We start from the raw sequence: 24,993 nt of genomic DNA on the forward strand, positions 1-24,993 counted from the left end.
CGCATCTGGTTTTTTGATATCATAGCAGTTCTCTGTGGTCTTTTGTTCTAGATAATTCTACCCTGCATTATGTTCACGCAAGTCAGTGTTTTGATGTGAGTCTGTGGGCTTTTTTCTGAAAGTATTCGTTAGCTAACTGAATTTCCCAAAAACTATGGAAGCGTCGCGATATAGTCCCTGATCAGTTGTAAACCCTCCTGATGGACTACCGTTTTGCCAAGCAGGGGCATTTCTCCTGCCGTTACCCTTTCCAGGATACGGGTTTTTCTTTCACTGATGCCTGTCCGGTCAAGGGGAAGGTTAAAGGACATATGAAGATTGGTCAAACCTGCAATCCCATTTGGGTTGTGGCAGTGTGCACAGTTGACATCAATATAGGCCCTTGCCCGTTCCACAAGCGTGAACCTACTGTCAAATGCGCCGGGAAGCGGGGCAACCTGGTCAACAGCAAAACGGTTGAGGATACCCTGGGACTGAAAAAAAGCCAGTTGGTTTTCATTCTGCCCGTTGTTACTAAGTGTAACACTCAGGTTGCTCAGTTTTGGCCCTATGGGAATAACGGTCCCGTTACTGTTGTGACAGGCATTACATTCTGCTGCGCTGGGTATGCGGTAATTTACAGCCATCGCACTGCCTCCAACGGTGATCCAGGACACATTGGTCACTGAACCGCCTTCCTGGAGAAAAGCCTCGGACTGCGCATCGTTCCACACATAGGTCGCCAGGTTCCAGCGGTCCAGCCGCTTGATCAGCAGCCTGGTTTCCAGTATTCTTTTTCCCCTTGTCAGATCCCTTAGATCGGTGTAATAATAAAACGTTTTTACCATAATGGTACCATCAGGGAAGGAAGGTAGCCCGTCGCCTGAGCTGATCATTTGCGTCCCTGCTGGCAAGCTGATCAGGCGCTGTTTCTCAGCATAATCCGTGTATAGCGTAGTGGCGAGTGAAACGGGATGGTACTCCATCCGGGGTACCAGGTCGCTTAGCGTTCCCTGATAGATATTATATGCGGAAAGCCTGGTACTGAAATCCACCGTAGGAATGTCTTCGCTTGTTGTACTGTCCTTTTTGCATGAATTCAATGCAGCTGATCCGAAGATAAAACATAGGAGTACAGCCAGGATGATCTTTTTGTCGTAATTTTTTAAGTTTGCCATTGCCTTGATTTTTATTAATGGTGTTTATGATTCCCAAAGGGTTTCACTTTTTGGATTTGCCCCCAACACTTGCCATTGAGCGGCCCACAGTCAATAGCCAGTTTTCCATATCCCAACTTTGAAGATATAGCCTGCTCCGCAGGGACCCGCCCGCCTATCATTATGTATACGGTCCCAAGACTGCCGGTTTCTTCCCTGCAGCTTGATCGTTCCTCATCCTGCTCAAGGTCCCTGATTACTGACGCGGTCAAAATTAATGCGATCAAAACAAAGCGGTTTTGTTCAGCAGGTCATTTCTTTTTGTTGAGCATGTCAAGTGCGCAGAAGAAGCAAAAAAAGTTATTTAAAGGCTACTCAACCTATTGTTTTGAATGAAAATATTCTTTTCTTTGGCGTAAATTATAATCAGTCTAAATAAAATTAATCTTATTAAATGTCCTTATCATCAACTTTAACACGCTATTGTCTGTTTGCTAAAATCTGCTTGGCCAGCCTGGTTTTCATGTTCTTTTTTATTCCGGCTGATGCCCAACTTTCCCGGGTAGAAAAAGGGGTGGTCAGGGGAACAGTTACATCACAGGACGGAAATCCCGCGCAAGGCGTGACCGTTAGGATCAGGGAAATTAAAAAATCAACTTCCACCAACTCATCCGGGAAGTTTGAGATCAAAAACCTGCCGTTCGGAAAATATACCATAGAGATGGTCATGGTCGGCTTTGAATCCGCCAGATCAACTTTTGAGGTCAGCCAGGCAGACCCTATAGCTGATATTGATCTAAAGATAGATTACTCTTCTGAAAAGCTTGAAGAGGTTGTGGTCAATGGCGGAGGTAACCGTTTTTCAAGGAAAGAAAGTGAAGACGTTTCCAAAATGCCGCTCAGGAATATCGAAAACCCACAGGTTTATACCATCGTCAGTAAAGAGCTTATGAAGGAACAGATCATTACCGACTATAACAGTGCCTTTAAGAATGTTCCGGGGGCCGGAATCGCCGAAGTAAGGAACCAGGGCAGGACAACAAATATTTCCAGGGGATTCCCAACACCTCAACTGGTAAGGAACGGGGTTGGAAGTTTTACCTTTACGACCATCGATCCTGCCAACCTTGAACGTATCGAAGTGATAAAAGGGCCGTCAGCAACGCTGTTTGGAAGCACAATATCTTCTTTTGGGGGACTGTTCAACCGGGTGACCAAAAGGCCTTTCGATTCATTTAAGGGCGAGGTGTCCTACTCTGGTGGGGGTTATGACCTCAACCGTTTGACAGCCGATATCAATACCCCGGTCAATGAAGAAAAAACTGCGCTTATCAGGATCAATACCGCACTGCACAGCGAGCGCAGTTTTCAGGATGCGGGATTCAATAAAAGCTTTTTGATCGCACCCAGCTTTTCATATACACTTAATGACAGGCTGACATTACTACTTGATGCCGAACTGAGCGGTTATAAAGGCACCTCACCAACCAGATTGAGCCCTTTCACAAGGGGGAGTGCAACCAGCATCACAGAACTGGGGATACCATACGAACTCTCCTTTGCCAACAATACCGTAAACTATACCAGCCAGCAGTATAATATCTTTGCCCAGCTAAAATATAAAATGTCGGACGCATGGACTTCTCAGACTATAGTTTCCCGCACAAGATCCTCTTCTGACGGATATGTGGTCGCACTGACCGCACTCACCGATTCAACGCTCAGACAGGCGGTAACCAATCAGGAATACCCATACTATGGAACAGATATCCAACAGAACTTCACCGGTAAGTTCAACATCGGCAAACTTAAAAACCGGGTAGTGGCTGGGTTTGATTTTTACAGCCTTAGAGCTACCCGCAATGATGCTACCGTGAATATGCCTGCTATCAACTTCAAAAAACCGGGTGCTGCCTACAATAATTTTAATATTGCCAAGATAGCCCCTTTATTCAATACCGCTACCTTTGTTAATTTTGTTTCCAATAACGAGCAGACCTATAGCGGATATGTTTCCGATGTGCTCAATGTGACAAGCCGGCTGCTTGTGATGGCTGGTGTACGCATAGACCGCTATTTCAATAAGGGGGTTTATTACGCAAATAGGGATTCTACCTCTGGTGCCTATAACCAGACCGCATTTTCACCAAGGTTCGGTATGGTGTACCAGGTCGTAAAAGATAAGGTTGCTCTTTTCGGTAATTACATGAACGGTTTCAGCAACGTCAGTGGTTCGGATTTTAACGGTACAACCTTCAGGCCAAACCAGGCCAACCAGTTCGAAGGAGGGATCAAGCTTGACCTCAACAAGTTCAGCGCCACCTTTAGCTATTACGATATCGATGTGACCAATGTTACCCGGGATGACCCGGATCATGCAAACTTCCAGATCCAGGACGGAAGCCAGGTCAGTAAAGGCTTTGAAGCAGAGTTTATCGCCAATCCCCTTCCCGGGCTGAACATTGTAGCTGGTTATACCTATAACAATAGCAGATATAAAAAAGCGAACGCAACTGTTGAGGGGCTGCGCCCTACCACTGCAGGTTCACCGACGACAGCGAATTTTTGGGTCAGCTATAGGCTCATTTCCGGTCCTGCGCAGGGATTGGGTATCGGGTTCGGGGGTATTTATGGTAGTGAATATTACCAGACCAATACCACTGCTTTTAAATTTAGCATACCTTCATATACCGTGCTTGATGCAGCCATTTTTTATGATAGAACAAGATATAGGATCGGCCTGAAGGTCGACAACCTTACCGATGAAAAATATTGGTCATACCGCCTTGCCGCTCAGATGCCGACCAGGGTGACGGGCAACATTACCCTGAAATTTTAGTATTAGCGCTTTTCTTTTTGGCCCGATCCCGGTAGTTCCGGGCCCGGGCCATTTTTTTTGGCTTTATGAAAGGTGCGGCTATCCGCATGGTGTGCCCTCAGGCCGGTTTAGTACTTGCCAGAAGGCCTGTGCTCAGGCTAATCTTGCTGGTCGTCTTTTATGAGCCTGTTTTCAAAAATCCATTTACTCATCTGTTCAAACTTTCCGGTACAGTATATGCTCCTGACTTTATTTATCGACAGATCAGTCCCACATTCAACAGGGGTCGACATCGTTTCCAATTTCCCAGATCCGTCATCCTCCAGAAAGTTTTTACGGTAAAATTCGATGCCCCCGTCCGGACGGCTTAAATAATACTGCAGTTCAAAAAGCAATGCACGTTTTTCCCCTGCGGAAAGCCTGTTTATGATTCCGGAAGCTTCTGTCACGAAAAGGCCCGATTCAGCAGCGACATAACTGCTCATCAAAAACTCCAGCCTGTCGTACAGTTCTTTTTTAAGGTCCAGGGCCGGCGCAAAACTATAGTTTTTGATTTCTGCCTGGAGGAAATCGAGATAGGCTTCCATGTCAGAATCCGCCCCTTTGAATTTTTTGGTGTCGATCTTATAATCGCTCACCACAATGTTGAGGTATTTGTGCCTGATTTTCCTCACATCCACAGGTTCCTTTATATCCTCCTTCGCAACCGCCTGGTAGTAGTTATGGTAAATGTCCGGTCCGGTATAATCATCGTTTAAAAGTACATAATATTGAAATGTGCTGAACAGATCGATATAACAGTACAGGTGCTTTTTGCCCCCTTCGAATTTCTGAGAAAACAGAATAAGGGTATGGCTCGGGTAGTGCCTCTCGATATCCGGACGGATAAGTTCCAGTTGGGCATCTACCGTACCTACTGGGAAAAATGGAAAAATATTGCCCTTGTTGACCAGCACGCCCATTCCCGATGCATCTATTTTGAGGACGTTTTTCAGGTTGTTTCTATCCACTTTATGGTAAGTGGCAAAGCCCACCGCGATCTTGCAGAACCCCATTGTGAACTTCTGGTGGAAATCCTCTACACCCTGTGAAAAAAATATCCCTAGCACACCCATTTCCGTTACATCTTCCACAACTTTAAAGGTGAGCTCCGCTGTATTAATGCCTTTTCTTTCTAGTTCTTTCCTGACTACAGGCTCGTACTGCTTTGAGCGTACCCTGTTTGCATATAGATAGACAACCTGCTCCTCCGAGTCATAGTCATAAAAAGGATCTTTAGGCGTAACGATATTTTCACGGATCCGGACATCCTTTTTCTTGCGCTCATCGGCCTTATCGAAGAGAAAACCGCTGAGTGTGTTGATGCTGCCCTTGCCATGGTCCTTGTTTATGAACCTGTGCTGGGACGTTTCTGTGATAATCTGGAAAAGACTGACAAAATCTTTGTCCGTACCAGAGCTGAAACTGCCCCCACACTGTTTGCATAGGATGTTGTTCGGCTTAAGGCGTCCGTAAAGGGCGTTCTGTATAATATGTTCGTAATGGTTAAATTTCGGCTCGACGGTAAATTCACTCTTGTTCGCCAGATAATGTTCCTCGCTCACCATCGTGTGGCCGCATTGATAACAGATGTTCATATTCTTATTTATTTGTGGTGAGTATACAAAACTGGATAAAATAAAAGCAGCTTTGCCATGACAGGTTTTAAAATACAGGTTGACAGGATAAAGGTGCCATTGACATAAGGTGATTTGGTAATTTTAAGTCTGTACAGAAGCCATATTTTAACGCCCTATCCATATAGTTTTTTAATGACGGGAATATCCCCTTGGATAATAGCTGCATAGAATGCCCAGGGCCTGGACTTCAATTCCAGCCGCCCCTAATGGACGGTACAGGTCAGGGGCCGCAATAAACCCATCGCATTTCAGTTTGGCCAGATCCAGTTCGCTCTGCAGTGCGTTGCACCCGGCGGCGATCACTTCCAGGTAGTTTGCCATGCTTTTCCTGAACAGCGGTCCCTCGTTGGCTGTTGCCTGCTTCAGTGTTTCACAAACGCTGCCGATATGGCCAGTTGCTTTTTGCTTTTACAGCGGGTCTTTTTTGGTAGGGCTGTTCGATTCTTCCCCCGGCTTCCTGTAGTGACAGGCTGGTGTGATCGGCAGCGTTCTGTCTCTGCAGGAAGGGGCAGGCCTTGATTAGGTCTGATAAGGTTTTACGGACTTTAGCCCATGGACTGTATTTATTAATATGCATTCATCGGAAGCTGGTTCGGAGATACCCCATATTTCTTTTTAAATGTAAAAGAGAAGTGGGAGAGATCCTCAAAACCAACTTCCAGGTAAACCTCTGTGGGTTTTTTCTTTTTTTCCGCCAGATGGTGGTAGGCAAGTTCAAGCCTTTTATCGGTGAGCCATTTTTGAGGTGTGGTATTGAAGAGTTTTTTGAAGTCCCGGTTAAAGGTCGACAGGCTTCGCCCGGTCAGATAACCCAATTTTTCCAGCGACATATTGAACATAAAGTTACGTTGCATAAAACTGATGAGATCGATTTTTCCCGGCGCATCAAAATTGGCCAGTACATTGTCAACCTCGGGATCTATAGCGCGCAGGATACTGATTGCCTCGGATATCTTTAATGAGGCAAGCGCCTCCGGAAATTCCCCCTCGATATTGAAATAGGGGATCAATGAGGCCAGGCAGCTTTCCAGGAACGGATGGTTCTGGAAACTGTAAATTTTTTCCTCGGGCTGGCTCCTCCTTGTAATGTCTATTTTATCATAGAAACGTTTAAGCCGTTCGGTAGAAAGGTGCATAACCACAGTTTTGTGCGGAAGGCCGTTTTTTGGGTAGTTGATGACCGTGGCCAACTGGTTGCGCGGGATCAGGAAAATGTCCCCCGTCTTGAAAAAAAATGTCCGGTCAGCCTGGATGATCTTTGTTTCACCTGAAATAAACCAGATCAGCATGTGGTCTTCAAACATCAGTTCAGACTTGAACAGCTTGTCCTCATAACTGGAAAGTTTGATGTCCTTGGTGAGGTATTTCGATATGTGTTCCATTGTATTAAAGTTATCTGTTTTTGATCGGTTTCTCAAAGAGAAACCCGTTTATTGTTTTTGTGTACAGTCGGCTGCTTTCAGTTTTTTGGCATCGGCAATGCCTTTTTCCGAACTGCTTTTTCCTTTATCCCTTTCGGGGGATTGAGCAGATCGGTACAGGTGATAAGGGCCAGTGAAAACAGTTTGGCAGGGTAGACCGCTATTACCACCATTAACATTACCAGCCGGGCATCGGCACTTAAAAGATCCTCATCTATAAAAATATAGCCCCAAAGGAACCGCAGTGCAACAAAGGTCACTCCCCAGAACAGGTATGTTACGCTTTCCCTTGTCCTGGTGCCCCTGTTTTTGAGGGCCGCTTTTACCGCTTTCCAGACGTACCAGTCAATGCATAATAAAATACAGGTTAGCAGCGGGGCAATTATGAATTTAACTATAACCATTGTCTTATATATTTATTTGCTGCTGAAAAATAAATTCCTACTAATAACTGAACAGATGGTTCGGGAAAAAGGCATCTGCAAAAAGGAGCGTATTCAAAAACTCCCGTTGGCTTAATATCTGTCCATCTCTTGCTGTTAAGTGGCACATGTGCAGTTGTTTATATATTCTTCCACTGCGCAAAAGTGCTTCACTTTCATACTCTGCAACAACCTCCGTTGGTGATTCCAGTACAATTTTGATGTTGCTGAACCGGAACCGTGTCGCAATCTTGAATAGATTTAAGATCGTAGCCTCTACAGGTCCCCGTCCATCGATCCTGGAGGGAAGGCCCAGGGACTCCACATATGGTGCTTCAAGGTAGCCTTCAGGATCGAAATGCGATGCTGTCTTCTTCGGGTCACCGGCGGATACGCTGGCAAGAAAATCGGTTAGTAACCCTGCTGCTGATCTGTTTTTGTAGTTTTTCATTTTATTATGTTCAGGTGTTGTTTGAGACTGGCGAACCTTTTATCTTCAACTATACGCACTGGCCTCCGTCGATCAGATACTCCGATCCGGTAATGAAAGAGGAATCCCCACTGGAGAGAAAGGCCACCAGTTTTGCCACTTCTTGCGGTTTTCCAAACCTTGCCAGCGGTATGGTGCTGATCATGTGATCTTCCAGATTTTGATTAAGGCCTATTTTTTCCATAATCTCTGTAGAAATGGGCCCGGGACTCACTGCGTTTACCCTTATCCTACGGCCCGCAAGTTCAAGCGCAGCAATTTTCATGACCGCATTTAATGCTGCCTTGCTTGCAGCATACACAGATGCCTGTTGTGGTGAAATATGTGCGGATGTTGAAGACAACAGTATCACCGAGGCACCTTCGTTTAAAATCGGAATGAACTTGCTCAGCGTAAAATAGGCTCCTTTGAAATTTACATCCATAATCTCATCAAATATATTTTCAGGCATAAACTCAATAAGGGAGAATTTGCTGATCCCTGCATTTACCAGTAGGATATCTATTTTGCCAGACTTTCCCGTAACTTCGCTTACCAGTGCCTTAATATCTTCCAGGTTTGACTGATCTGCTACAATACCGGTTACGCCCAGTTCCCTGGCTGCTTTTTCAACAGCATCTCTTCTTCTTCCGGTGATGATCACCTCTGCACCGTTTTCTTTAAGTTCCTTTGCCGTAGCATATCCGATGCCGCTGTTCCCGCCTGTAATCACGGCGGTTTTTCCTTCTAAGATTTTCATTTTCTTTTCTTCTCAATTATTTTTATCCCACATCAGCTTCCAATCGCCCGCATGGTTTGTTTTGTGAAAATTTTTCGGCCAGGGGGTCGATGTCAACATGTCTTTGCTCGCCTCCAGTACGCATTTTATATTCAGTTTATCAGCCGGTGTGGGGGTGAAGTGCTAAATTTCCAGGGTTTCCCATACTTGTAAACGATATTTTAATATCCAGATAATTATTACGTCCCATTTGCTGGTGTTTAAATGTATAGTACAAATTTAGGGAGATCAATCAGGGAGGGTTTTGTTGAGAATGTCAATTTGTTTTGTTCATACAGTCATTTTTTTTGTTCAGCGTATCATCTGGTCGTATGTAAATCAGGAAATTGTAGTATAGGGTATCTTAAAGAATTAAAAAATGGATCACTTTCCCTTACCACGGTATTACTGGGCTGTAAAATGTTAATGATAATAACAGGTCTGTCCGGTTTTCACCTGAATGTTTTTGGAACTTGTTTCACCTAGGAGAGCTGGGCCCGTAAGGCAATCTCATGCGTAAATACCGGAGAGAACATTCATCCCGGTCAATGATCCTTTTAAATTTATCCGACTAGCAATCCGATTCTTTTAAATGCCAGTGCCATATTTTCCTGGATGCCTATCGCCCTGATCAACATGTCAAACTCGAAATGTTCCACTTAAATATCCAGAACTGTAACTGTTCAATTGCAGCAGAAGCAAAGCGTTATAAAAACCCAGGTAATCAAACATGTCAGTGCCGAAAAGGTAGGGCCGATAATGAGTATAAAATCACAGCCCGCTAAGCTCTTATTGTTTCAGATAACTAAATACCGGGAAATAGCTGCAGGGGAAAGAGCGTGTCTTCCCCTGCAGTTGAAGAAAAATTTACGCGGGAAAAAGAAAGGAAACCAGAGCGAACTCAATCTCGCTTTGAAGCCATGCCTGTAAACTGCTGTTTATCATAATAGAAGTTCCTATGGTTAATGAACGGGAGCTGAGCTCTGCACCAGGCACAGTTCCAAAAGGAGCAACGCCACCACTGGTCTGCCGGGTTCCGGTGAACTGCTTTTTTGCCACGTGCCGAAAAGCAGGTTTGAGTGCAGGCCTGGGCAATGCCCAGACCCGGAGAATTGATAAATTCGGTTCTTTGCATGATTGTTTCGTTTGCTTGTTCTTTGATTGATCTACTTTGCTTTCTTCTTATCAAAAGAAAATCTGCGGGCAATGCTAAATCCCCAACGGTACTGGCCCTTCAGCCAGGAAGTATTGGTATCGGTAATAAACTGCGATTCCTGTATGGCCGTCGCATTGGTAAAGTTGAGGTGGAAAATGTGCCCACCGGTTTCGAATTCCAGTCCGGCGCCCAGCGTGTTATAGAATTGATTTCCAGAGGTACTTTCCAGATAAGCCTTTTTATCTTTGTCCCTGAAAGGAATGGTATAATCGGCAACAAAAGCCATCCTTTTAGTAATCTTGATGCGGCCGCCAACCGATACCGCAAACAGATCGTTCTGGTCCCCGAACACCGTAAAATTGCGGTGGATATACGAGGGCATTACCAACACTGAGAAATCTGTACTGAATTTTCTTGCGATCACCCCCTGCACCACGTATACCAGCCGGTCCTGGAATTCGCTGTAGGCATTCACCGCAGTCGGATCGGTTGATGCCTTTACGGCAGCAATGGTGGTACTGCCAAATAGCGTTACAGATACTGGTGTTTTTTCTTCCGCAGTCTGCTCCAATAACCGGTATTTTATATTGCCCTCGTACAACTGAGTAACTATGCCTGCGCCCTTTGCCCTGGCTAAACCTATCGATAGCCTGTCGCTGATACCATAATCAAAACCGATGCGGATATCCGTTGATTGGTCCAGTCCAAAAAAGTTCTTAATTCCACCGCCATTGCCAGCAATATCTCCAAACCGGTGATCTACCCTGAAATCCATTTCATTTTTGTAAATGGTCTCATTGGTTTGTATGTTAATGAGTTTGGTGGCTTTAAAGGTGGCCTTGACATTCTTTTTTTCGGACGGCATCTGCAGAGACTTTTCTAGCGGATCCTGTGCAGAAGCAGCCATCGGTGAGCAAAGGATAAACAGGTATAAAAGCGATTTTAAATGATACTTCATAAGGTGTTATTTTTTGATTTGATAAACAGCGGTCATTTTTACCTGTATGGTTTCTGCTATCTGTTTGAAAACAAGAGTTGGAACTTTAATATTATGATCGACGAGCTTTACATTAAAGGCTGAGGCAGCCTTTATTTCTTCACCGGTAATGACCAGCGATCCCTTTACCTGGTATGCTTTGGTAACCCCATGGATCTGTAAATTGCCCTTTATTGTAATAGGGTAGGTGCCCGGTTTCGAAAATTCGATCGGTTCCACAATTTTACCCTTAAAATCCGAGGTTGGGTACTTATCGCTTTCCATGTAGTTTTCGTTAAAATGTTCCTGCATCAATTTTTTCTTAAATTGAAATGAACTGTTACTGACCTTGAAAATGATCTCGTTGGTCTTGGTGTTTATGGCCGATGCCCCGCCCTTGCTGGAGGCGTCTATATCCTCTATTGGTGTTGAAGAAAAAAATGTAGAGGTAACAGTTTTACTTACCAATATCTGTGCTTTTACGCCTGTGCATACAAACAGGGCTGTTAACATGAAAAATAATTTTTGCATCGGTATATCTGTTTAAGTTTTTAATGGATATTTTGGTTTCGCTGTTGGACCTGTATTATTGCGGCATGCCTTTGTCAACCCAGGCTTGTAATAACGTTCTTTCATTTGTAGTTAAACTGCCCCCTTGCGGCATTGACCTGGTAACCAGAACTGCATTGGCCACGCGCGTATCGTTCTTTATGGAGGCTAAGCCGTTAAGTGTCCATATACTGCTCATAGAGCTGTTGGGCGCATGACAGCTGGAACACTTGTTTTGGAAAAGTGCACCGGCAAAGTTGGAATAGGTCACGTTTTCTGTGGTTACCGCACTTGGATCCTCGGGTATCATTTCTTCTGCCTGCTTCTTTGAACAGGCAAAAAGTAAGACAGTAAACGCGGCCAGTAGGAAGATTGAAGTTTGTTTTTTCATAGTTGCTTAATTAAAATTGGGAGTCGGTTCATTTTTTAAATTATATACTGTTTGTACGGTGAGCAGCTGGATTTTGGTTTTTGGGGGGATTGTTTTGTGCTATCGGTGATGTGCATAAAATATCGTAAATACAGTGGATGAATCGCGATAACTTGTTTTTTATCAGTCATGTCCGGTTTTTTTTTGTTGTTTATTCTTTGTTTATCCAAAAAGCCATGTCGATTTGTCGTCAGTTGTGGCTTTTTAAATAGAATCCGTGTTAATCTTAAATGAATACGCGGTTTTTTTTGGTTTGGTTGCCTGAAAATTGAAAAAAAAAGTATAAAAACCTTTCCGTTTTTGCGTTGATATGGCTTTTGTGTAAGCTTTAAAGCTCCGGCTTTTAAATCGGAGCAACTTGGATGTCTTTAATGACGGCAGAAGCTCGATTGGCTCATTTGATTGATAGTAATATGGGAGTGGCTAAAAAAAAGACATCACCCGCTCAGACAGTTGAATGTGGAAGACCGGTTTATTTACTTCTGCCAGCAGAGGCCGTGCTCCTGTCTTTTAAAAGATAAACCTTAGTCAGTGTCAACATGTTCTGTTTGCGCTTTGCCTGAGGGGAGAGCAATGGTGCACACCGACCGGTTAGATAAAGGGCTAAGCTAAAGACCACCCTTTAATTATGAGCGGCCCCTTCTCCAGGACCGCAAGGCTCATTAACTAAAATACTGACATCGGCGGAAATCCGCTGCACGTTTCCATGTTGTTACCATTTTTGGTTATTAAGTGACCTCACATAATAATTAGTATTATGAATATACTCGTGAAAGCCTATTTTGGGATCGATAATACATTTAGCGCACCAGATATTTTTAAAATTTTGCTTTAAAGGCTAAGTCAGTAAGGGTTAAGGTAAATTCGCCCTGTTTAACTTTAAAAAAGATATATGGGCCGCATTCATAATAATGGATGGGCTTCGACTGGTTTTTGGGTATGCAATAATCCCGTACAAAAAAAGAAAAAATGCCATGAGCAACTTCTTTTTTTTTAAGTAGCTGTATTTTTCGGGGTATCCTACGGTCAAAAATTTCTTAATTTAAACAATACCAGAACAGCGTTTTTGCTGTATGCATTATAACCTGGCAATTGTTTCGTAAAGGATTCCAAGAAACTTGTTTGATTACTTTTTAGTATAACATTCAACTGGTCTGGCTCGACTAATAAATAAAAAAAGTCCTGGTGATTACCGTGAAGACCATATAACATAAAATCTGTGAAATTTCTGACACCAAACCTATTGAGAACTTGCTTGCTTTTCTTGTTGTAGACTGTATAACACATTTCCTTCTGTAGAAAATAGGAAAAAACAATATTGTCGTTGCTTTCCCAAAACGTACTGATCCTTGCGAAATTATAATTACTTGGTGAAGGCAGGTTTTGCGAAATTGCTTTTAGAAGGTTAAAGTTGTATTTGGCAAAATCCACTTTATATGCTGGCTTACTAAAATCAGGGTACTTATAAATGGCATTTTCCTGATCAATCAACAGGTTACATGAATTATCCGTTTTAAAAATATGGTTTGCAACCGTACCAGTTCTGAGACTTGCCTCATTTTCATCTTTAGCAACCGGCAAATACCGCTTCTCCACTTTAAAGTTGCTATCGGTCTGAACGAAATAATATGGCGTACCAAAATCACTGTTCACATATCCCTGATAAATAACAATAGCATTTTTTTCAACAAATTCACCCTCTGACGCCCAAAATGATATTTTTTTAATGTCTTTTAATTTATCTTTTTTAAATGTTGCGACAATTCTATTTCCAGTGTCTATGAATGTGATTTCATTATTTGCTATAAAAAAACTGCTCGCCTCAATGACTAGGTTATCTTCTGTCTTATATTTGGATAAATCTACCACATACCGTAAAGTACTTTCCTGGCTAAAGCAGTAAAATTTATTCTGGATTACATCCAAAAGATAAATCTGATTGCCTGTAATTTTCACATGCTTGAAATCTATAGTATTTTCCTTAGCTTGGTACCCCTTCAATTCAACACATTTAAAGTCAAGCAGAAAGTCATCCGCTATAATATCAGATTTTAAAACATCTGGTATTGAAATAACCCCATGGTTTATTTTTGAGCCTTTATCTATCCTTTTTTCATTCTTGGGACTTCTGGAACAGGCAAGAACAAAGAAAAAAAACAGTATTCCGCAGATCTTAATTAAATTATTATTCATCTTCAAGTTTTAAACCGGGCAGGTTAATTCAATTATAAAATTTAAATTGCCTATCCTGGATTGTTTATTTATCAGCTTATCTTTATATAATACATCCTGTATGTATTGAAAATGTTCATCATTCCAACAGCACTAGCTTTAAAGCGACGCCAGTTCCATCAGTTGAACATTCGAAAAAGTCTTATTTATTTTCCAAATAACACAAACTTTTCTAAGGTTGATTTAGTACTTTCCGTGTAATTTTTAATACTTTTATCATACATCAACATTTGAAATGCCCTCAGCGATGAAAACACACTCCGATATGGTTCCTTTACTGGAAACGATAGCTGATTTCTTTAAGGCTTATGGTATTGATATGGAACTGGAAGGGGAGTTTGCCTGCATCAGATTGGAGGATCAAAAGGGTGAAAAGTTGAAACATATGCCCTTGAGCAGGACAAATTTCTACCGCATCATCCATCTGGAATCATCCCACCTAATTCACATTGAGGGAGACAAAAAAGTAAAAGTAGGGCTTAATAGGTTAATTTTCAGCTACCCGGGGAAACTCGAATCCTGGTCGAGGACTGGGAAATTAAAAGGGACTGTCATCTATTTTACCAGGAATTTCATTGACATGGATGTCAGCCATCCAAAATATTTTGACAGTTTTCCGTTCTTTGATCCGCTAAAATCTGTCCCTCTCGGCTTACAGCCCCCAGAGGCAGCAGGATTAAAATTTATCGTGGATGAGATGATACTGGAGATGCGCTCCAACAGGCCCGATAAATTTGAAATGGCTAAAAAGTTGCTTGCCATTTATCTGCTAAAGATAAAGCGCATACATCTTGCCATCGCGGAGGACTGCTCGTCGCCCGGGAATAAAAACCAATATTTATATACCCAGTTCCTGGAAGTTTTAGAGTGTTACATGAGACAGTTGGCAGCAGGTGAAAAGCAGGTCATGCCCTCGGCATCATTGTTAGCGGAACTACTTAATGTTACCCCTAACCGGCTTAATAAAAATATTATGGAAATCAGGCAGCAGACAACTTCCTCGGTAATACAGGAAAAAGTATTGAAGGATGCCAAGACCTATTTACTGAATACCTCATTCCAGGTGTCGGAAATCGCCTATAAACTTGGTTTTGAGAATCTGTCCTATTTCAACAGGTTTTTTAAAAAATTCACTGGGATTACACCTACACTGTTCCGGCAGCACGCTATATCATAGTGCGCAGATAAGCTTTGAAGCGCCTTTTAGGCTATCCCGAGATAGAAATGTCTCCGTCTGTTTCCTGAGGTGTTAAGAAAGATAAGAGCACCTGTTTCAGTGAAAACGGTTTAAAATTAAGTGATTTATGAATTGACAACAGATTCGATCCGTGTTTACTGTATTCAGGCTGGGTAGGGACTTGATAACATATATTCCAGCGTTTATATTCCGGCAATAAATCCTTATTGATCGACTATTTGCGTGAAATGCCATTATTTTTCTTTTAATTTATAGCGTTTTACAGATGTCGGTGCTAATTTTGCTAAATTTAGCCTGCACTTCCGGTTTTTACTCAGCACTTAAATTTATAATGATAAAATTTCAGTGGAATTATCTAAAAAGTATAGTGATCCCAATAGTACTATGATTTTCTATGACAAGCTTAGTGATAAAGAGCTTGCTGTTCTGCTTAGCAATAAGGACAGGTCGGCTTTTACAGAAATTTATAACCGTTATAAGGCTGTTCTGTTCCTGCATTCTTTAAGGATGCTGAAGGATGACCTCGAGGCCGAAGACCTCGTTCATGATCTCTTTTCGGCGCTGTGGACCCGTGCTGAAAAGTACAATACCGAAACCCCATTGAACTACTATCTGTACCGGTCGGTGAAAAACCGGGTCCTGGATGTGTTCGCGCACAAAAAAGTTCAAAACAAGCACATGGAATCGCTGCAGGAAATTATAGAAAGCGGTTCCTATATTACCGACAATACCATCAGGGAAAAGGAACTTGGTAAACTGATTGAAAGGGAAATCACGCTGTTGCCAAAGAAAATGCGCGAAATCTTTGAGATGAGCAGAAACCAGAACCTATCACACGCGCAGATCGCGGCCGAACTGAATATTTCTGATAAAACGGTAAAAAAACAGATTAACAATGCCATAAAAATCCTTCGCAATAGGCTTGATTTATATGTGTTTTTTAATTTCTTTTTATAAAGGGGACGCTTTTTATCCTGCTTTAAGATAATGTTAATTTTTTTTTAAAATAAAACTACTACCAGGGACATACTTATCCGTATTGCTATTATAAGGTAATAAAATACCTTCCTTATATGTCTACCACAAAAGCAAAGGAATTACTGGAAAAGTACAGATCAGGAATGTTAAGCCCTGAGGAGATGGCCATCCTGGATACCTGGTATCTTAGAGCTGCCGCTCAGGAAGACCTGATTATCGAGGAGGCGGGGTTAGAAGATAACCTGGACCGGGTCTGGGACCGCTTGTCGGTAAATCATTCCCAGCCTGTAAAAAGAAAATTACTATCTGTTCCGCGCCTCGCTGCGGCGGCAATACTGTTGGTTTTGTGCAGTTTCGGTCTTTATTTTTATCTCAACAGGACTAAAGTGGATAACCAGATCGCCTCATCAGATAAACATTTTAAAAATGACATCAGACCTGGTGGAAACCGGGCCCTGCTTACCCTTGGGGACGGAAGTGAAATTGTTCTTGATGATGCATCCAACGGACAGCTTGCCATCCAATCTGGGGTCAGGATCACAAAAACAGCCGAGGGAAGACTGCTTTACAGCGTTGCCGATACCCATTCATCCGGCCTGCCTACTTTCAATACCATCAGCACCCCAAAGGGTGGGGCTTATCAGATTGAACTTCCCGATGGGACCAGGGTGTGGCTTAATGCCGGCTCCTCGTTAAAATTCCCTGCAAACTTTCCATCCAGCGAACGTAAAGTAGATCTCCAGGGGGAGGCTTATTTTGAGGTCGCCAAAAACGCCTTAAAACCCTTTAAAGTGGAATGTAACAGGCAGGAAATAACGGTTTTGGGTACGCATTTCAATGTAAATGCCTATGCGAATGAAAAACAGATCAAAACAACGCTATTCGAGGGCGCAGTTCGCCTAAATGCAAAAGGGGCGGTATCCAGAGCTTTGAAACCAGGAGAAGAGGCCGCTTTCAGTTCAGGTAAATTTTTGATATCCCGAACCAATGGTGAAGAATCGATCGCCTGGAAAAAGGGTATTTTTCAGTTTGAGGATGCAGATATCGCAACCATTATGAGGCAGCTCGAAAGGTGGTATAATGTGGAAGTAGAGTACCGGGGAAATATTTCTGAAGATACCTTCAGGGGTAAGATTTCCAGAAATGTGAACCTTTCCCAGGTGCTGGAGATTTTAGAAGTCGGTGGAGTTAAGTTCGATATCGAAGGCAAAAAAATTATAGTTAATTAAACCTAACCCATTTTGAAAGGAGAACACCAATATCGTTAAAAAACAGAGCTAATCCTGTTGTGGGACAACCACAACCCGGTCTGTCAGAAAAACCGGAAAGTGCTACCAACACGATCCGGCTAAAAGCTTAGGCAAACCTCATTACAGTCTTATCATTCAACCAAACAAGTAAACCCAAACTAACCAAAAGTATGCAAATTTCTACTTTGTATCAACCGCATTATGTGCGGTTCAAAAAACTATTTATGATAATGAAATTGACAACTGTCATCATGATCATCGGCTGTATGCACCTAAACGCGGCAGTATTCAGTCAGAATATCAATGTCAGCGAAAAGAGCATTAAACTTGAAAAACTGCTGGACGCCCTGGAAAGCCAGAGCGGCTATACCTTTTTTTATAAAAAGGCCCTAATTAAATCCTTATCGGTCATTAATGTTGAGCTTAGGGATGCGACCATCCAACAGGCGATGGATAAAAGTCTGCAGGGCCTGCCGCTTTATTATAAAATAGTCGGAAATACAGTGGTCATAAAGCCCGCAGAAGTAATTAAGGTATCCGAAATAAAGCACATCCCGAGTGCATTCCTGGGCAGGGTAACCGATGAAAACGATAAACCTATGCCAGGGGTAAGTGTGCGCATCAAAGAAAGCAACATTGCGACCCTCACCAATAATGCAGGGGAATATACCATTATTGTACCTGTTCCGGATAAACAGATCCTGCAGTTCAGCTTTGTTGGCTATGAAACGAAGGAAATTAGTATAGTGGGACTCAAGAATCCGGTATTGGTGAAGCTAAAGGTGAGTATCAGTAACCTTGACCAGGTACAGGTGCTTGCTTATGGGACAACGTCCAGAAGGACCAGCACTGGTAATGTGTATACCCTCAAAGCAGAGGATATTGCCAAAAGTCCGTCAAGAAATGTTCTGGAGATCATCCAGGGGCAGGTTCCCGGACTGTTTGTCCAGCAACAGAGCGGGCTTCCAGGAAGTCCGTTCAATGTTTTGATCCGCGGAAAGAGCACTTTCGGGGACAGTCAACCGCTTATCGTTGTCGATGGGGTTACCTATCCATCGGGAAACCTGCCCAAGTATTACATATCTGGCGGAAACGAAGGCGTGGGGAGTATATTAAGGGGCGGTAATGCACTTGATTATATCGATCCCTCAATCATAGAAAGTATAGATATTTTAAAAGATGCCGATGCGACCTCCATTTATGGGTCCCGCGGTGCCTATGGTGTGATTTTGATCACTACCAAAAAAGGTAAGGCCGGTAAACCGGTTTTGAACGTGAACGTTTCCTCCGGGCTGACTGTCCGCGGATCGTCCCCGGAAATGCTCAATACCCAGGATTACCTGATGCTTAGACGCGAGGCGCTGAGGAACGATGGCACTAATCCCAATCCGGCCCTGGACCTGGACCTGACCACATGGCCAACGGACCGTTACACGGACTGGGTTAAAGAATTTTCGGGAAATTATGCAAATGTAAACCGTGCAAATGCTTCCTATTCAGGTGGCAGCGAGAATATCAATTTCCTGGTTAGCGGAAATTACCGCAAACAGAACAGCATCCAGATCGGTAGCGGCTCGACGCGTGATGGGGGCATCAATGTTAGCCTGGGAACAACCACTCCTGATAAGAAATTTTCACTCAACGTGAATGCCTCTTATAATTCGACTACCGATGATGCGGTACCTTTTGATTTCAGTCAGGGTGCCAGTAGCACACTGGCCCCCAATGCACCGCCTCTTTTTTTGCCTAACGGTAGATTGAACTGGGAGACCAACCAGAACCCTGCCGCGGCAACGAACATCATCTATAAAAGTGTTTCCAATAACCTGATTTCAAGCGCTCAACTGTCCTATAAACCTATCAATGGATTGGCCTTTAATGCGACAGTGGGCTACAACAACATCTCAGGAAAAGAACTCCGGGCACAGCCATCGGCTTATTACAATCCATCGACCAACTATATTACCACCAGTACAATGAACCTCTATACGGTAAGAACTTTTACCGTGGATCCCAATGTAAGTTACGAAATCGCCCTGGGCAAAGGAAAACTTTCAGCTAAAACAGGGTTTACCCTGCAGGACCAGTTGACTTATTCCAATCAAGTGACCGGAAACAATTTTCTTTCCGATGATATGGTTTATAATCCATCATTTGCAGATGCCCTCACAGCAACCGGTCAGCCTAATATAACGACGGTTTACAACCAGACCCCCAATAAGTATATTGGCTTCTTTGGTAACCTGAATTATAACTGGGCGAACAAATATATCCTTAACGTAAGTGCCCGATATGATGGCTCTACCAAATTCGGTGAAAACAAACAGTTCGGCTGGTTCGGGTCATTTGGCGCTTCTTATATTATCAGCGAGGAGGAGTGGTTTAAAAATGCCCTTCCATTTGTTTCGTTTGCGAAAATCAGGGGAAGTTATGGTAACCAGGGCGGAGATAATATTCCAAACTATGGCTACCTAACAACCTATAGCAGGTCTGGACTGCTTTACCAGGGCAATCTTGGGCTCCAGGCAGATGCCCTGGCCAACCGCGAACTGCACTGGGAGCGCAATACAAAAGGCGAGGTAGGCGTTTCGATAGAATTTTTTAAAGGCAGGCTGTATTTCGATGCGACCTATTACCGCAACCGCGCTTCAGACCAGCTGACCAGTCAGCCTTTGTCATCAGTCACCGGATTTAACTCCAGGTTGATTAATTCGCCGGCAGAGGTCAGAAATACAGGCTATGAGTTTGTACTGAATTCTAAAAACATCAATGGAAAGGATTTTTCATGGGCGACGACTTTTAACATCAGCTTTCAGAAAAACAATTTGCTTGCCTACCCCGGAATAGAAACGGCTGTGACAAATTTTAATTATGAAATCGGCAAATCGATCAACGGAATCAAGGTTTTTAATTTTGATGGCGTAGATCCCAATACCGGCCTATATAATTTTATCAACCGTAACGGTGTCCGTGGAACATTCAGGCCTCTGGTCGATCCGGTTTCCCTGGATCCAAATCTTGACCGTACGGAATTTATCGACCTCACACCTAATTTTTTTGCAGGGCTCCAGAACACCCTACGGTACAAAAATATTTCCCTCGATTTTAATTTTTCCCTTACCAGCAGGATGGGAAAAAACTTCCTGGGCTCACAGCAGTTCAGTCCCGGGCAAAGGAACAATACTTCTGTCATTGCCCTGGAGCGTTGGCAAAATCCGGGCGATGTTACCGGGGTGCCAAAAGCATCTGCCGGTCTTGGTGCGCTATTCAGTCAGAATAATTTCATCAGCAGTACCGGTGCCTATAGTGATGCCACTTATTTAAGGTTGAATAGCCTGAGTCTTTCCTATGCACTTCCGACTGCATTTCTGCAAAAAATACGCATCAAGGGCCTTAACCTGACTTTGCAGGGCTCTAACCTTTTCACCATTTCGAAATACGGCGACCTGGATCCTGAAAACCTGGGTGCGGGCATGGCACCTTTAAGGTTTTTTACCGCTGGACTTAACTTAACCCTTTAAAATCTGGAACATGAAAATTCACAATATAAACAATATAAAACTGATCCGTAGCTTTTTCTTTATCGGATTGTTATCCCTGTTATCTACTTCGGGCTGTAAAAAGTTTCTAGAAATACCATTGCCCGCAAGCAGTATCGCAAATGAGGCAGCCTATTCTACCGATAGATCCTCAGCTGCAACAATAAATAACATCCTGGGCAATCTCTCCAATAATGCCATGTTTGATGGGACCGGCATAGCCTATAAATCTGGCCTGTACACTGACGAGCTTCAGAACCTTAACAGCGCAAGCGCGGTTAACCAGCCTTACTATACAAACCTGCTCCAGCCGGCAGATGCCGGTCAGTTATGGATCCAGCTTTACAAACAGATCTATAATGCCAACCTGGCCATTGAGGGGATCACCGCATCAGAAACACTCAACAGAAAAAACCAGTGGCTTGGAGAAGCTTATTTCTTAAGGGCTTATCTGTATTTTTATCTGGTCAATCTATACGGAGACGTTCCTTTGAGCTTGACAAGTGACTTTTTGATCAGTAACAGGTTGCCGCGAAGTCCGCGGGCCCAGGTTTATCAAAGTATCGTCAGTGACCTCACCCAGGCACAGTCCCTTCTGACCCCTGAATATCGGGACGGTGCAGGCGCTATCACAACACTGAAAGGAAGGCCCAATAAATTTACCGCCCAATCTTTGTTGGCAAGGGTTTATCTTTATACAGGTGAGTGGGCAAAAGCAGAGGAGCAGGCAACAGCTGTTATCGCAAACACTGCTTATATCTTGCTTCCTGCTGTGGATATTGATAAAGTATTTTTGGCCGCAAGTGCTGAGACAATATTCGCCTTAGTTCCGGTCGGTGTATCCCCGGAAAAGGATTATCTGGTCTATACCAATACCATGCCCGCCACAATCCCCGCAACATCATCGTTTCTCACTTATGGCGTAAATGCCTCTATGAGCCCATCTCTCTATGGTTCCTTCGAGGTGAATCCGGTAACCGGGGCCGATGACAGAAGGAAAACGTTTTGGACAAGAACATCGATCAGACCGGCCACCCCGCCTGCATCTGCAGAAACAGGTTATTTTCCATTTAAGTATAAATCATTGGTCAGCGGTACTGAATACATTATACTCTTTCGCCTGGCAGAACAGTTTTTAATCAGGTCAGAAGCCAGGGCAAGGTTAAATAACCTGGATGGTGCCAAATCTGACCTGAACAGGATCAGGGACCGTGCAGGTTTAAGCCCGACCAGTGCTTCCACTCAGGGAGATCTGCTCAGCGCTGTAATGCAGGAACGCCGTATAGAACTTTTTTCAGAATGTGGTCATCGCTTTTTTGATCTTAAAAGGACCGCGAGCATTGATGCGGTCATGAGTGCAGAAGTAGCCCTTAAAGGAGGCGGCATTGTATGGAACGGTAATAAAGCGCTTTGGCCGATCAACAGTGACGATATCCGGGCAAACCCCGCAATCGTCCAGAATCCGGGATACTAAAATACTTGAATATTCCTTCCTTAAACCAGCGGACCGGCTGCCACTGTTCCGCTGGTAATGGGATTCTTTTCCCTAATCTTTAATAAAATAGCAAAAAGAATGAAAAAGTTAAACCTTAAAATGCTGATGCCCGCCTTCGCTCTGACGGCATTGCTGGCCTCGAAAAGCGCCACCGCCCAGGACAATAAAAACTTTGTGATCAATGGCCAACTGGAAAACCTGAACCCCATGCCCACAAAAATTTATGTACTCTATGATAAAGTCTTTGGAAAAACAGCAGACAGTGCTTCGGTATCCAATGGGAAATATACCATCAAGGGCAGCCTGGATGTTTCCTTTCCCATAACCCTGGCGCTAAATAAAAATGAACCCATAAAAAAAGATAAAGACCATTTTACCCTGGTTCCAGACAACGGTGCCATAGAACTCCGTTCTATAACAAGTTTGTCAAATACAGAAGCTACCGGTAACGGTGCTTCAGCGCAGGAAGAACTCCAGAAAATAAGCGCTTTTTCACGACAGGAATCCGAGGCAATCGGAAAAATTGTCAAGGACCCATCTTACAGTACTAACGATTCCCTGAAAAAAGAAGTGCAGGCCAGAAGTTCAAATCTTCTTGGAAACGCTTTGAGCAATATGATTGTTTACATCCGCAAAAACCCGAACTCATCTATATCCCCATTTCTAACATATACTTTGGTTTCGTCCGGCTTTGTTACCCCGGCCATGACCGATACACTGCTGATGGTCCTCCCAGAAAAAATAAAAACCTCCAGCATCGGAAAAGGGATTAATGAAGTGCTTAAAAAACGGACGGAAGCAAGTCTTGAGGAAGCTGCAAAGCGAAAAGAGCTGGACGATAAAATCCCCCTGGGCAGTAAGGCACTTGAGTTTTCAATGAATGATACAAAAGGTTCACCGGTGAGCCTCTCTTCCTATAAAGGCAAGTATGTTCTGATTGACTTCTGGGCAAGCTGGTGCAAACCCTGCCGCGAGGAAAACCCCAATCTGGTGAAAGCTTACCAAAAGTATAAGGCAAAAGGTTTCAACGTCCTGGGCATTTCGCTGGATGCGGCCTCACAAAAAGCCGCGTGGCTCGCCGCCATCGAAAAGGATAACCTGCAGTGGACCCAGCTTTCTGACCTGAAGGGATTTGGAAACCAGGCCGCTAAACTATATAATGTGGTTGCCATTCCCCAAAATTTTTTGATTGATCCCAATGGCGTTATCATCGCTAAAAACCTAAGGGGGGAAGCACTTAACATCAAGCTCGCTGAAGTTTTTAAATAATCCAGCTTATGAAAAAGTATATACTAATAGCCTTCGCATTTTTACCGATGGTGGTAATGGGCCAGAAGGAATATAAAATTTCGGGTACGGTACGGAATTTTGACCTCAAAAGGATTTACCTGAACTATTCAACAGGGATGGTTAATGCCCCCATGGTTACCGATAGTGCGGAGGTTATCGACGGAAAATACGCCTTCAAAGGAAGGGTGGGGAATGCAACCTTTGCAACGCTAAAAACAAAAGATATGGCCCAGGGCATGGCACTGGTTGTTCTGTCGCCAGAACAGTATATAATATCGCATGAGGGAAGTCTTTCAAGTACGGTTATAAGTGGTTCAAAAACCCAGTCGGATTTTGAAAATATGAAATCCATGGAAAAGGAGTATGCCCAAAAAGCAAAACTGTTAACCGGTGAGGTTGCTATAAAAGCGCTGGAAGAAGAAAAAATGGAATATCTATATGCCGGTTATATCAAAAAAAATCCCGGCTCCCCATTAGCTTTGTACGCCTTGACCCGGTATGCCAGTACCGGACATGGTATTGATGTTGCCAGGGCCGAACCTTTATTCAGGCTTTTGCCAAAGTCAGTCCAAAATTCTTACGAAGGTGAAGCAATGGCCAAACAGATCCGCTATACCAAAACGTTCCTGCTCAACAGCTCCATTGGAAGTATGGCGAAGGATTTTTCGCTTCCCGATACTTCAGGGGAAACGGTAAGCTTATCAGCATACAGGGGGAAATATGTGCTGCTTGATTTTTGGGCGAGCTGGTGTGCCCCCTGCAGGGAAGATAATCCCCACCTGAAATCGGCTTACTCCAAATACAAACCCAAAGGATTTGAGATTTTAAGCGTTTCCCTCGATGTTGCTGCAGCCAAAAAGAAATGGTTAAAGGCAATACATGATGACGGGATTGGCGCATGGACGCATATTGCTGATCTGCAAAGCGTGACCAACAAAGCCGTGGAGCTTTATGGTGTACAGGGCATTCCCCAGAACTTTCTTATTGACCCAAGTGGTAAGATCGTTGCCATGAGCTTACGGGGCGGGGCACTGGAAAAAGAACTGGCCAAAATTTTCGAAAACTGATGTCCCGCTGCTGCGGTTGCTTTTTTATCACTTAAAGCAGCAAATCAATATCAAGAAAGTAAATCCAATGAATTATGCGAATGAAAACCAATGACCTTCGAAAAGGCATC

Annotated in this window: 20 protein-coding genes; 8 read left to right on the top strand and 12 right to left on the bottom strand. The window is 43.5% G+C overall.

What is annotated here, in order from left to right:
• Positions 1-152: 152 nt before the first annotated feature.
• Positions 153-1,157 carry a hypothetical protein gene (locus tag R2R28_RS12015; protein WP_316825930.1) on the bottom strand — a complete coding sequence of 335 codons (1,005 nt, stop codon included), beginning with the start codon at positions 1,155-1,157 and terminating at the stop codon, positions 153-155.
• Between the two features lie 433 nt (positions 1,158-1,590).
• On the opposite strand from R2R28_RS12015, the gene R2R28_RS12020 reads away from it, so the two are divergent.
• Positions 1,591-3,975 (top strand): TonB-dependent receptor, encoded by a 2,385-nt coding sequence (locus R2R28_RS12020; protein WP_316825931.1) that lies wholly within the window; start codon positions 1,591-1,593, stop codon positions 3,973-3,975.
• A 137-nt stretch (positions 3,976-4,112) separates the two neighbouring features.
• Here R2R28_RS12020 and R2R28_RS12025 read toward each other — a convergent pair whose 3' ends face one another.
• From R2R28_RS12025 to R2R28_RS12075, 11 genes are all read right to left on the bottom strand, one after another.
• Positions 4,113-5,591 carry a hypothetical protein gene (locus tag R2R28_RS12025; protein ID WP_316825932.1) on the bottom strand — a complete coding sequence of 493 codons (1,479 nt, stop codon included), beginning with the start codon at positions 5,589-5,591 and terminating at the stop codon, positions 4,113-4,115.
• 171 nt (positions 5,592-5,762) lie between these two features.
• Positions 5,763-5,954 (bottom strand): hypothetical protein, encoded by a 192-nt coding sequence (locus R2R28_RS12030; RefSeq protein WP_316825933.1) that lies wholly within the window; start codon positions 5,952-5,954, stop codon positions 5,763-5,765.
• 245 nt (positions 5,955-6,199) lie between these two features.
• On the bottom strand, positions 6,200-6,937 hold the full coding sequence (locus R2R28_RS12035) for an AraC family transcriptional regulator (RefSeq protein WP_316825934.1): 738 nt from the start codon (positions 6,935-6,937) through the stop codon (positions 6,200-6,202).
• 155 nt (positions 6,938-7,092) lie between these two features.
• Positions 7,093-7,458, bottom strand: coding sequence for a hypothetical protein (locus R2R28_RS12040; RefSeq protein ID WP_316825935.1), 366 nt, complete (start codon positions 7,456-7,458; stop codon positions 7,093-7,095).
• Positions 7,459-7,498: 40 nt separating this feature from the next.
• Entirely contained in the window at positions 7,499-7,927 is a 429-nt protein-coding gene (locus R2R28_RS12045) for a hypothetical protein (RefSeq protein WP_316825936.1), read from the bottom strand.
• Between the two features lie 49 nt (positions 7,928-7,976).
• Positions 7,977-8,705 carry an SDR family oxidoreductase gene (locus R2R28_RS12050; protein WP_316825937.1) on the bottom strand — a complete coding sequence of 243 codons (729 nt, stop codon included), beginning with the start codon at positions 8,703-8,705 and terminating at the stop codon, positions 7,977-7,979.
• Between the two features lie 919 nt (positions 8,706-9,624).
• Positions 9,625-9,858 carry a hypothetical protein gene (locus tag R2R28_RS12055; protein ID WP_316825938.1) on the bottom strand — a complete coding sequence of 78 codons (234 nt, stop codon included), beginning with the start codon at positions 9,856-9,858 and terminating at the stop codon, positions 9,625-9,627.
• A gap of 31 nt (positions 9,859-9,889) precedes the next feature.
• On the bottom strand, positions 9,890-10,837 hold the full coding sequence (locus tag R2R28_RS12060) for a DUF5777 family beta-barrel protein (RefSeq protein ID WP_316825939.1): 948 nt from the start codon (positions 10,835-10,837) through the stop codon (positions 9,890-9,892).
• A 6-nt stretch (positions 10,838-10,843) separates the two neighbouring features.
• Entirely contained in the window at positions 10,844-11,386 is a 543-nt protein-coding gene (locus tag R2R28_RS12065) for a YceI family protein (protein WP_316825940.1), read from the bottom strand.
• 55 nt (positions 11,387-11,441) lie between these two features.
• On the bottom strand, positions 11,442-11,795 hold the full coding sequence (locus R2R28_RS12070) for a hypothetical protein (protein ID WP_316825941.1): 354 nt from the start codon (positions 11,793-11,795) through the stop codon (positions 11,442-11,444).
• A gap of 1,065 nt (positions 11,796-12,860) precedes the next feature.
• Positions 12,861-14,027, bottom strand: a complete 1,167-nt coding sequence (locus R2R28_RS12075; protein WP_316825942.1) for a hypothetical protein — start codon at positions 14,025-14,027, stop codon at positions 12,861-12,863.
• Between the two features lie 286 nt (positions 14,028-14,313).
• On the opposite strand from R2R28_RS12075, the gene R2R28_RS12080 reads away from it, so the two are divergent.
• The 7 genes from R2R28_RS12080 (at position 14,314) to R2R28_RS12110 (ending at position 24,883) form a co-directional block, all read left to right on the top strand.
• A complete protein-coding gene (locus R2R28_RS12080; RefSeq protein WP_316825943.1) occupies positions 14,314-15,243 on the top strand; it encodes a helix-turn-helix domain-containing protein in 930 nt (309 codons plus the stop codon).
• A 405-nt stretch (positions 15,244-15,648) separates the two neighbouring features.
• Positions 15,649-16,221 carry an RNA polymerase sigma-70 factor gene (locus tag R2R28_RS12085; RefSeq protein WP_316825944.1) on the top strand — a complete coding sequence of 191 codons (573 nt, stop codon included), beginning with the start codon at positions 15,649-15,651 and terminating at the stop codon, positions 16,219-16,221.
• Positions 16,222-16,337: 116 nt separating this feature from the next.
• Positions 16,338-17,471, top strand: a complete 1,134-nt coding sequence (locus R2R28_RS12090) for a FecR family protein (protein ID WP_316825945.1) — start codon at positions 16,338-16,340, stop codon at positions 17,469-17,471.
• Between the two features lie 251 nt (positions 17,472-17,722).
• Positions 17,723-21,013: a SusC/RagA family TonB-linked outer membrane protein gene (locus tag R2R28_RS12095; protein ID WP_316825946.1), complete on the top strand. Its 3,291-nt coding sequence runs from the start codon at positions 17,723-17,725 to the stop codon at positions 21,011-21,013.
• Positions 21,014-21,023: 10 nt separating this feature from the next.
• Positions 21,024-22,505 (top strand): RagB/SusD family nutrient uptake outer membrane protein, encoded by a 1,482-nt coding sequence (locus R2R28_RS12100; protein WP_316825947.1) that lies wholly within the window; start codon positions 21,024-21,026, stop codon positions 22,503-22,505.
• 99 nt (positions 22,506-22,604) lie between these two features.
• Positions 22,605-23,795 carry a TlpA disulfide reductase family protein gene (locus tag R2R28_RS12105; protein WP_316825948.1) on the top strand — a complete coding sequence of 397 codons (1,191 nt, stop codon included), beginning with the start codon at positions 22,605-22,607 and terminating at the stop codon, positions 23,793-23,795.
• An 8-nt stretch (positions 23,796-23,803) separates the two neighbouring features.
• Positions 23,804-24,883, top strand: coding sequence for a TlpA disulfide reductase family protein (locus R2R28_RS12110; protein ID WP_316825949.1), 1,080 nt, complete (start codon positions 23,804-23,806; stop codon positions 24,881-24,883).
• Positions 24,884-24,993: the final 110 nt, after the last annotated feature.

Origin of the sequence: Pedobacter miscanthi, from assembly GCF_032678605.1 — a bacterium.
Taxonomy (GTDB): Bacteria; Bacteroidota; Bacteroidia; order Sphingobacteriales; family Sphingobacteriaceae; genus Pedobacter; species Pedobacter miscanthi_A.

Excerpts from the sequence above, each read along its gene's own strand:
- R2R28_RS12015 (WP_316825930.1), bottom strand. The coding sequence starts at position 1,157 with ATGGCAAACTTAAAAAATTACGACAAAAAGATCATCCTGGCTGTACTC.
- R2R28_RS12020 (WP_316825931.1), top strand. The coding sequence starts at position 1,591 with ATGTCCTTATCATCAACTTTAACACGCTATTGTCTGTTTGCTAAAATC.
- R2R28_RS12025 (WP_316825932.1), bottom strand. The coding sequence starts at position 5,591 with ATGAACATCTGTTATCAATGCGGCCACACGATGGTGAGCGAGGAACAT.
- R2R28_RS12030 (WP_316825933.1), bottom strand. The coding sequence starts at position 5,954 with ATGGCAAACTACCTGGAAGTGATCGCCGCCGGGTGCAACGCACTGCAG.
- R2R28_RS12035 (WP_316825934.1), bottom strand. The coding sequence starts at position 6,937 with ATGTTTGAAGACCACATGCTGATCTGGTTTATTTCAGGTGAAACAAAG.
- R2R28_RS12040 (WP_316825935.1), bottom strand. The coding sequence starts at position 7,458 with ATGGTTATAGTTAAATTCATAATTGCCCCGCTGCTAACCTGTATTTTA.
- R2R28_RS12045 (WP_316825936.1), bottom strand. The coding sequence starts at position 7,927 with ATGAAAAACTACAAAAACAGATCAGCAGCAGGGTTACTAACCGATTTT.
- R2R28_RS12050 (WP_316825937.1), bottom strand. The coding sequence starts at position 8,705 with ATGAAAATCTTAGAAGGAAAAACCGCCGTGATTACAGGCGGGAACAGC.
- R2R28_RS12055 (WP_316825938.1), bottom strand. The coding sequence starts at position 9,858 with ATGCAAAGAACCGAATTTATCAATTCTCCGGGTCTGGGCATTGCCCAG.
- R2R28_RS12060 (WP_316825939.1), bottom strand. The coding sequence starts at position 10,837 with ATGAAGTATCATTTAAAATCGCTTTTATACCTGTTTATCCTTTGCTCA.
- R2R28_RS12065 (WP_316825940.1), bottom strand. The coding sequence starts at position 11,386 with ATGCAAAAATTATTTTTCATGTTAACAGCCCTGTTTGTATGCACAGGC.
- R2R28_RS12070 (WP_316825941.1), bottom strand. The coding sequence starts at position 11,795 with ATGAAAAAACAAACTTCAATCTTCCTACTGGCCGCGTTTACTGTCTTA.
- R2R28_RS12075 (WP_316825942.1), bottom strand. The coding sequence starts at position 14,027 with ATGAATAATAATTTAATTAAGATCTGCGGAATACTGTTTTTTTTCTTT.
- R2R28_RS12080 (WP_316825943.1), top strand. The coding sequence starts at position 14,314 with ATGAAAACACACTCCGATATGGTTCCTTTACTGGAAACGATAGCTGAT.
- R2R28_RS12085 (WP_316825944.1), top strand. The coding sequence starts at position 15,649 with ATGATTTTCTATGACAAGCTTAGTGATAAAGAGCTTGCTGTTCTGCTT.
- R2R28_RS12090 (WP_316825945.1), top strand. The coding sequence starts at position 16,338 with ATGTCTACCACAAAAGCAAAGGAATTACTGGAAAAGTACAGATCAGGA.
- R2R28_RS12095 (WP_316825946.1), top strand. The coding sequence starts at position 17,723 with ATGAAATTGACAACTGTCATCATGATCATCGGCTGTATGCACCTAAAC.
- R2R28_RS12100 (WP_316825947.1), top strand. The coding sequence starts at position 21,024 with ATGAAAATTCACAATATAAACAATATAAAACTGATCCGTAGCTTTTTC.
- R2R28_RS12105 (WP_316825948.1), top strand. The coding sequence starts at position 22,605 with ATGAAAAAGTTAAACCTTAAAATGCTGATGCCCGCCTTCGCTCTGACG.
- R2R28_RS12110 (WP_316825949.1), top strand. The coding sequence starts at position 23,804 with ATGAAAAAGTATATACTAATAGCCTTCGCATTTTTACCGATGGTGGTA.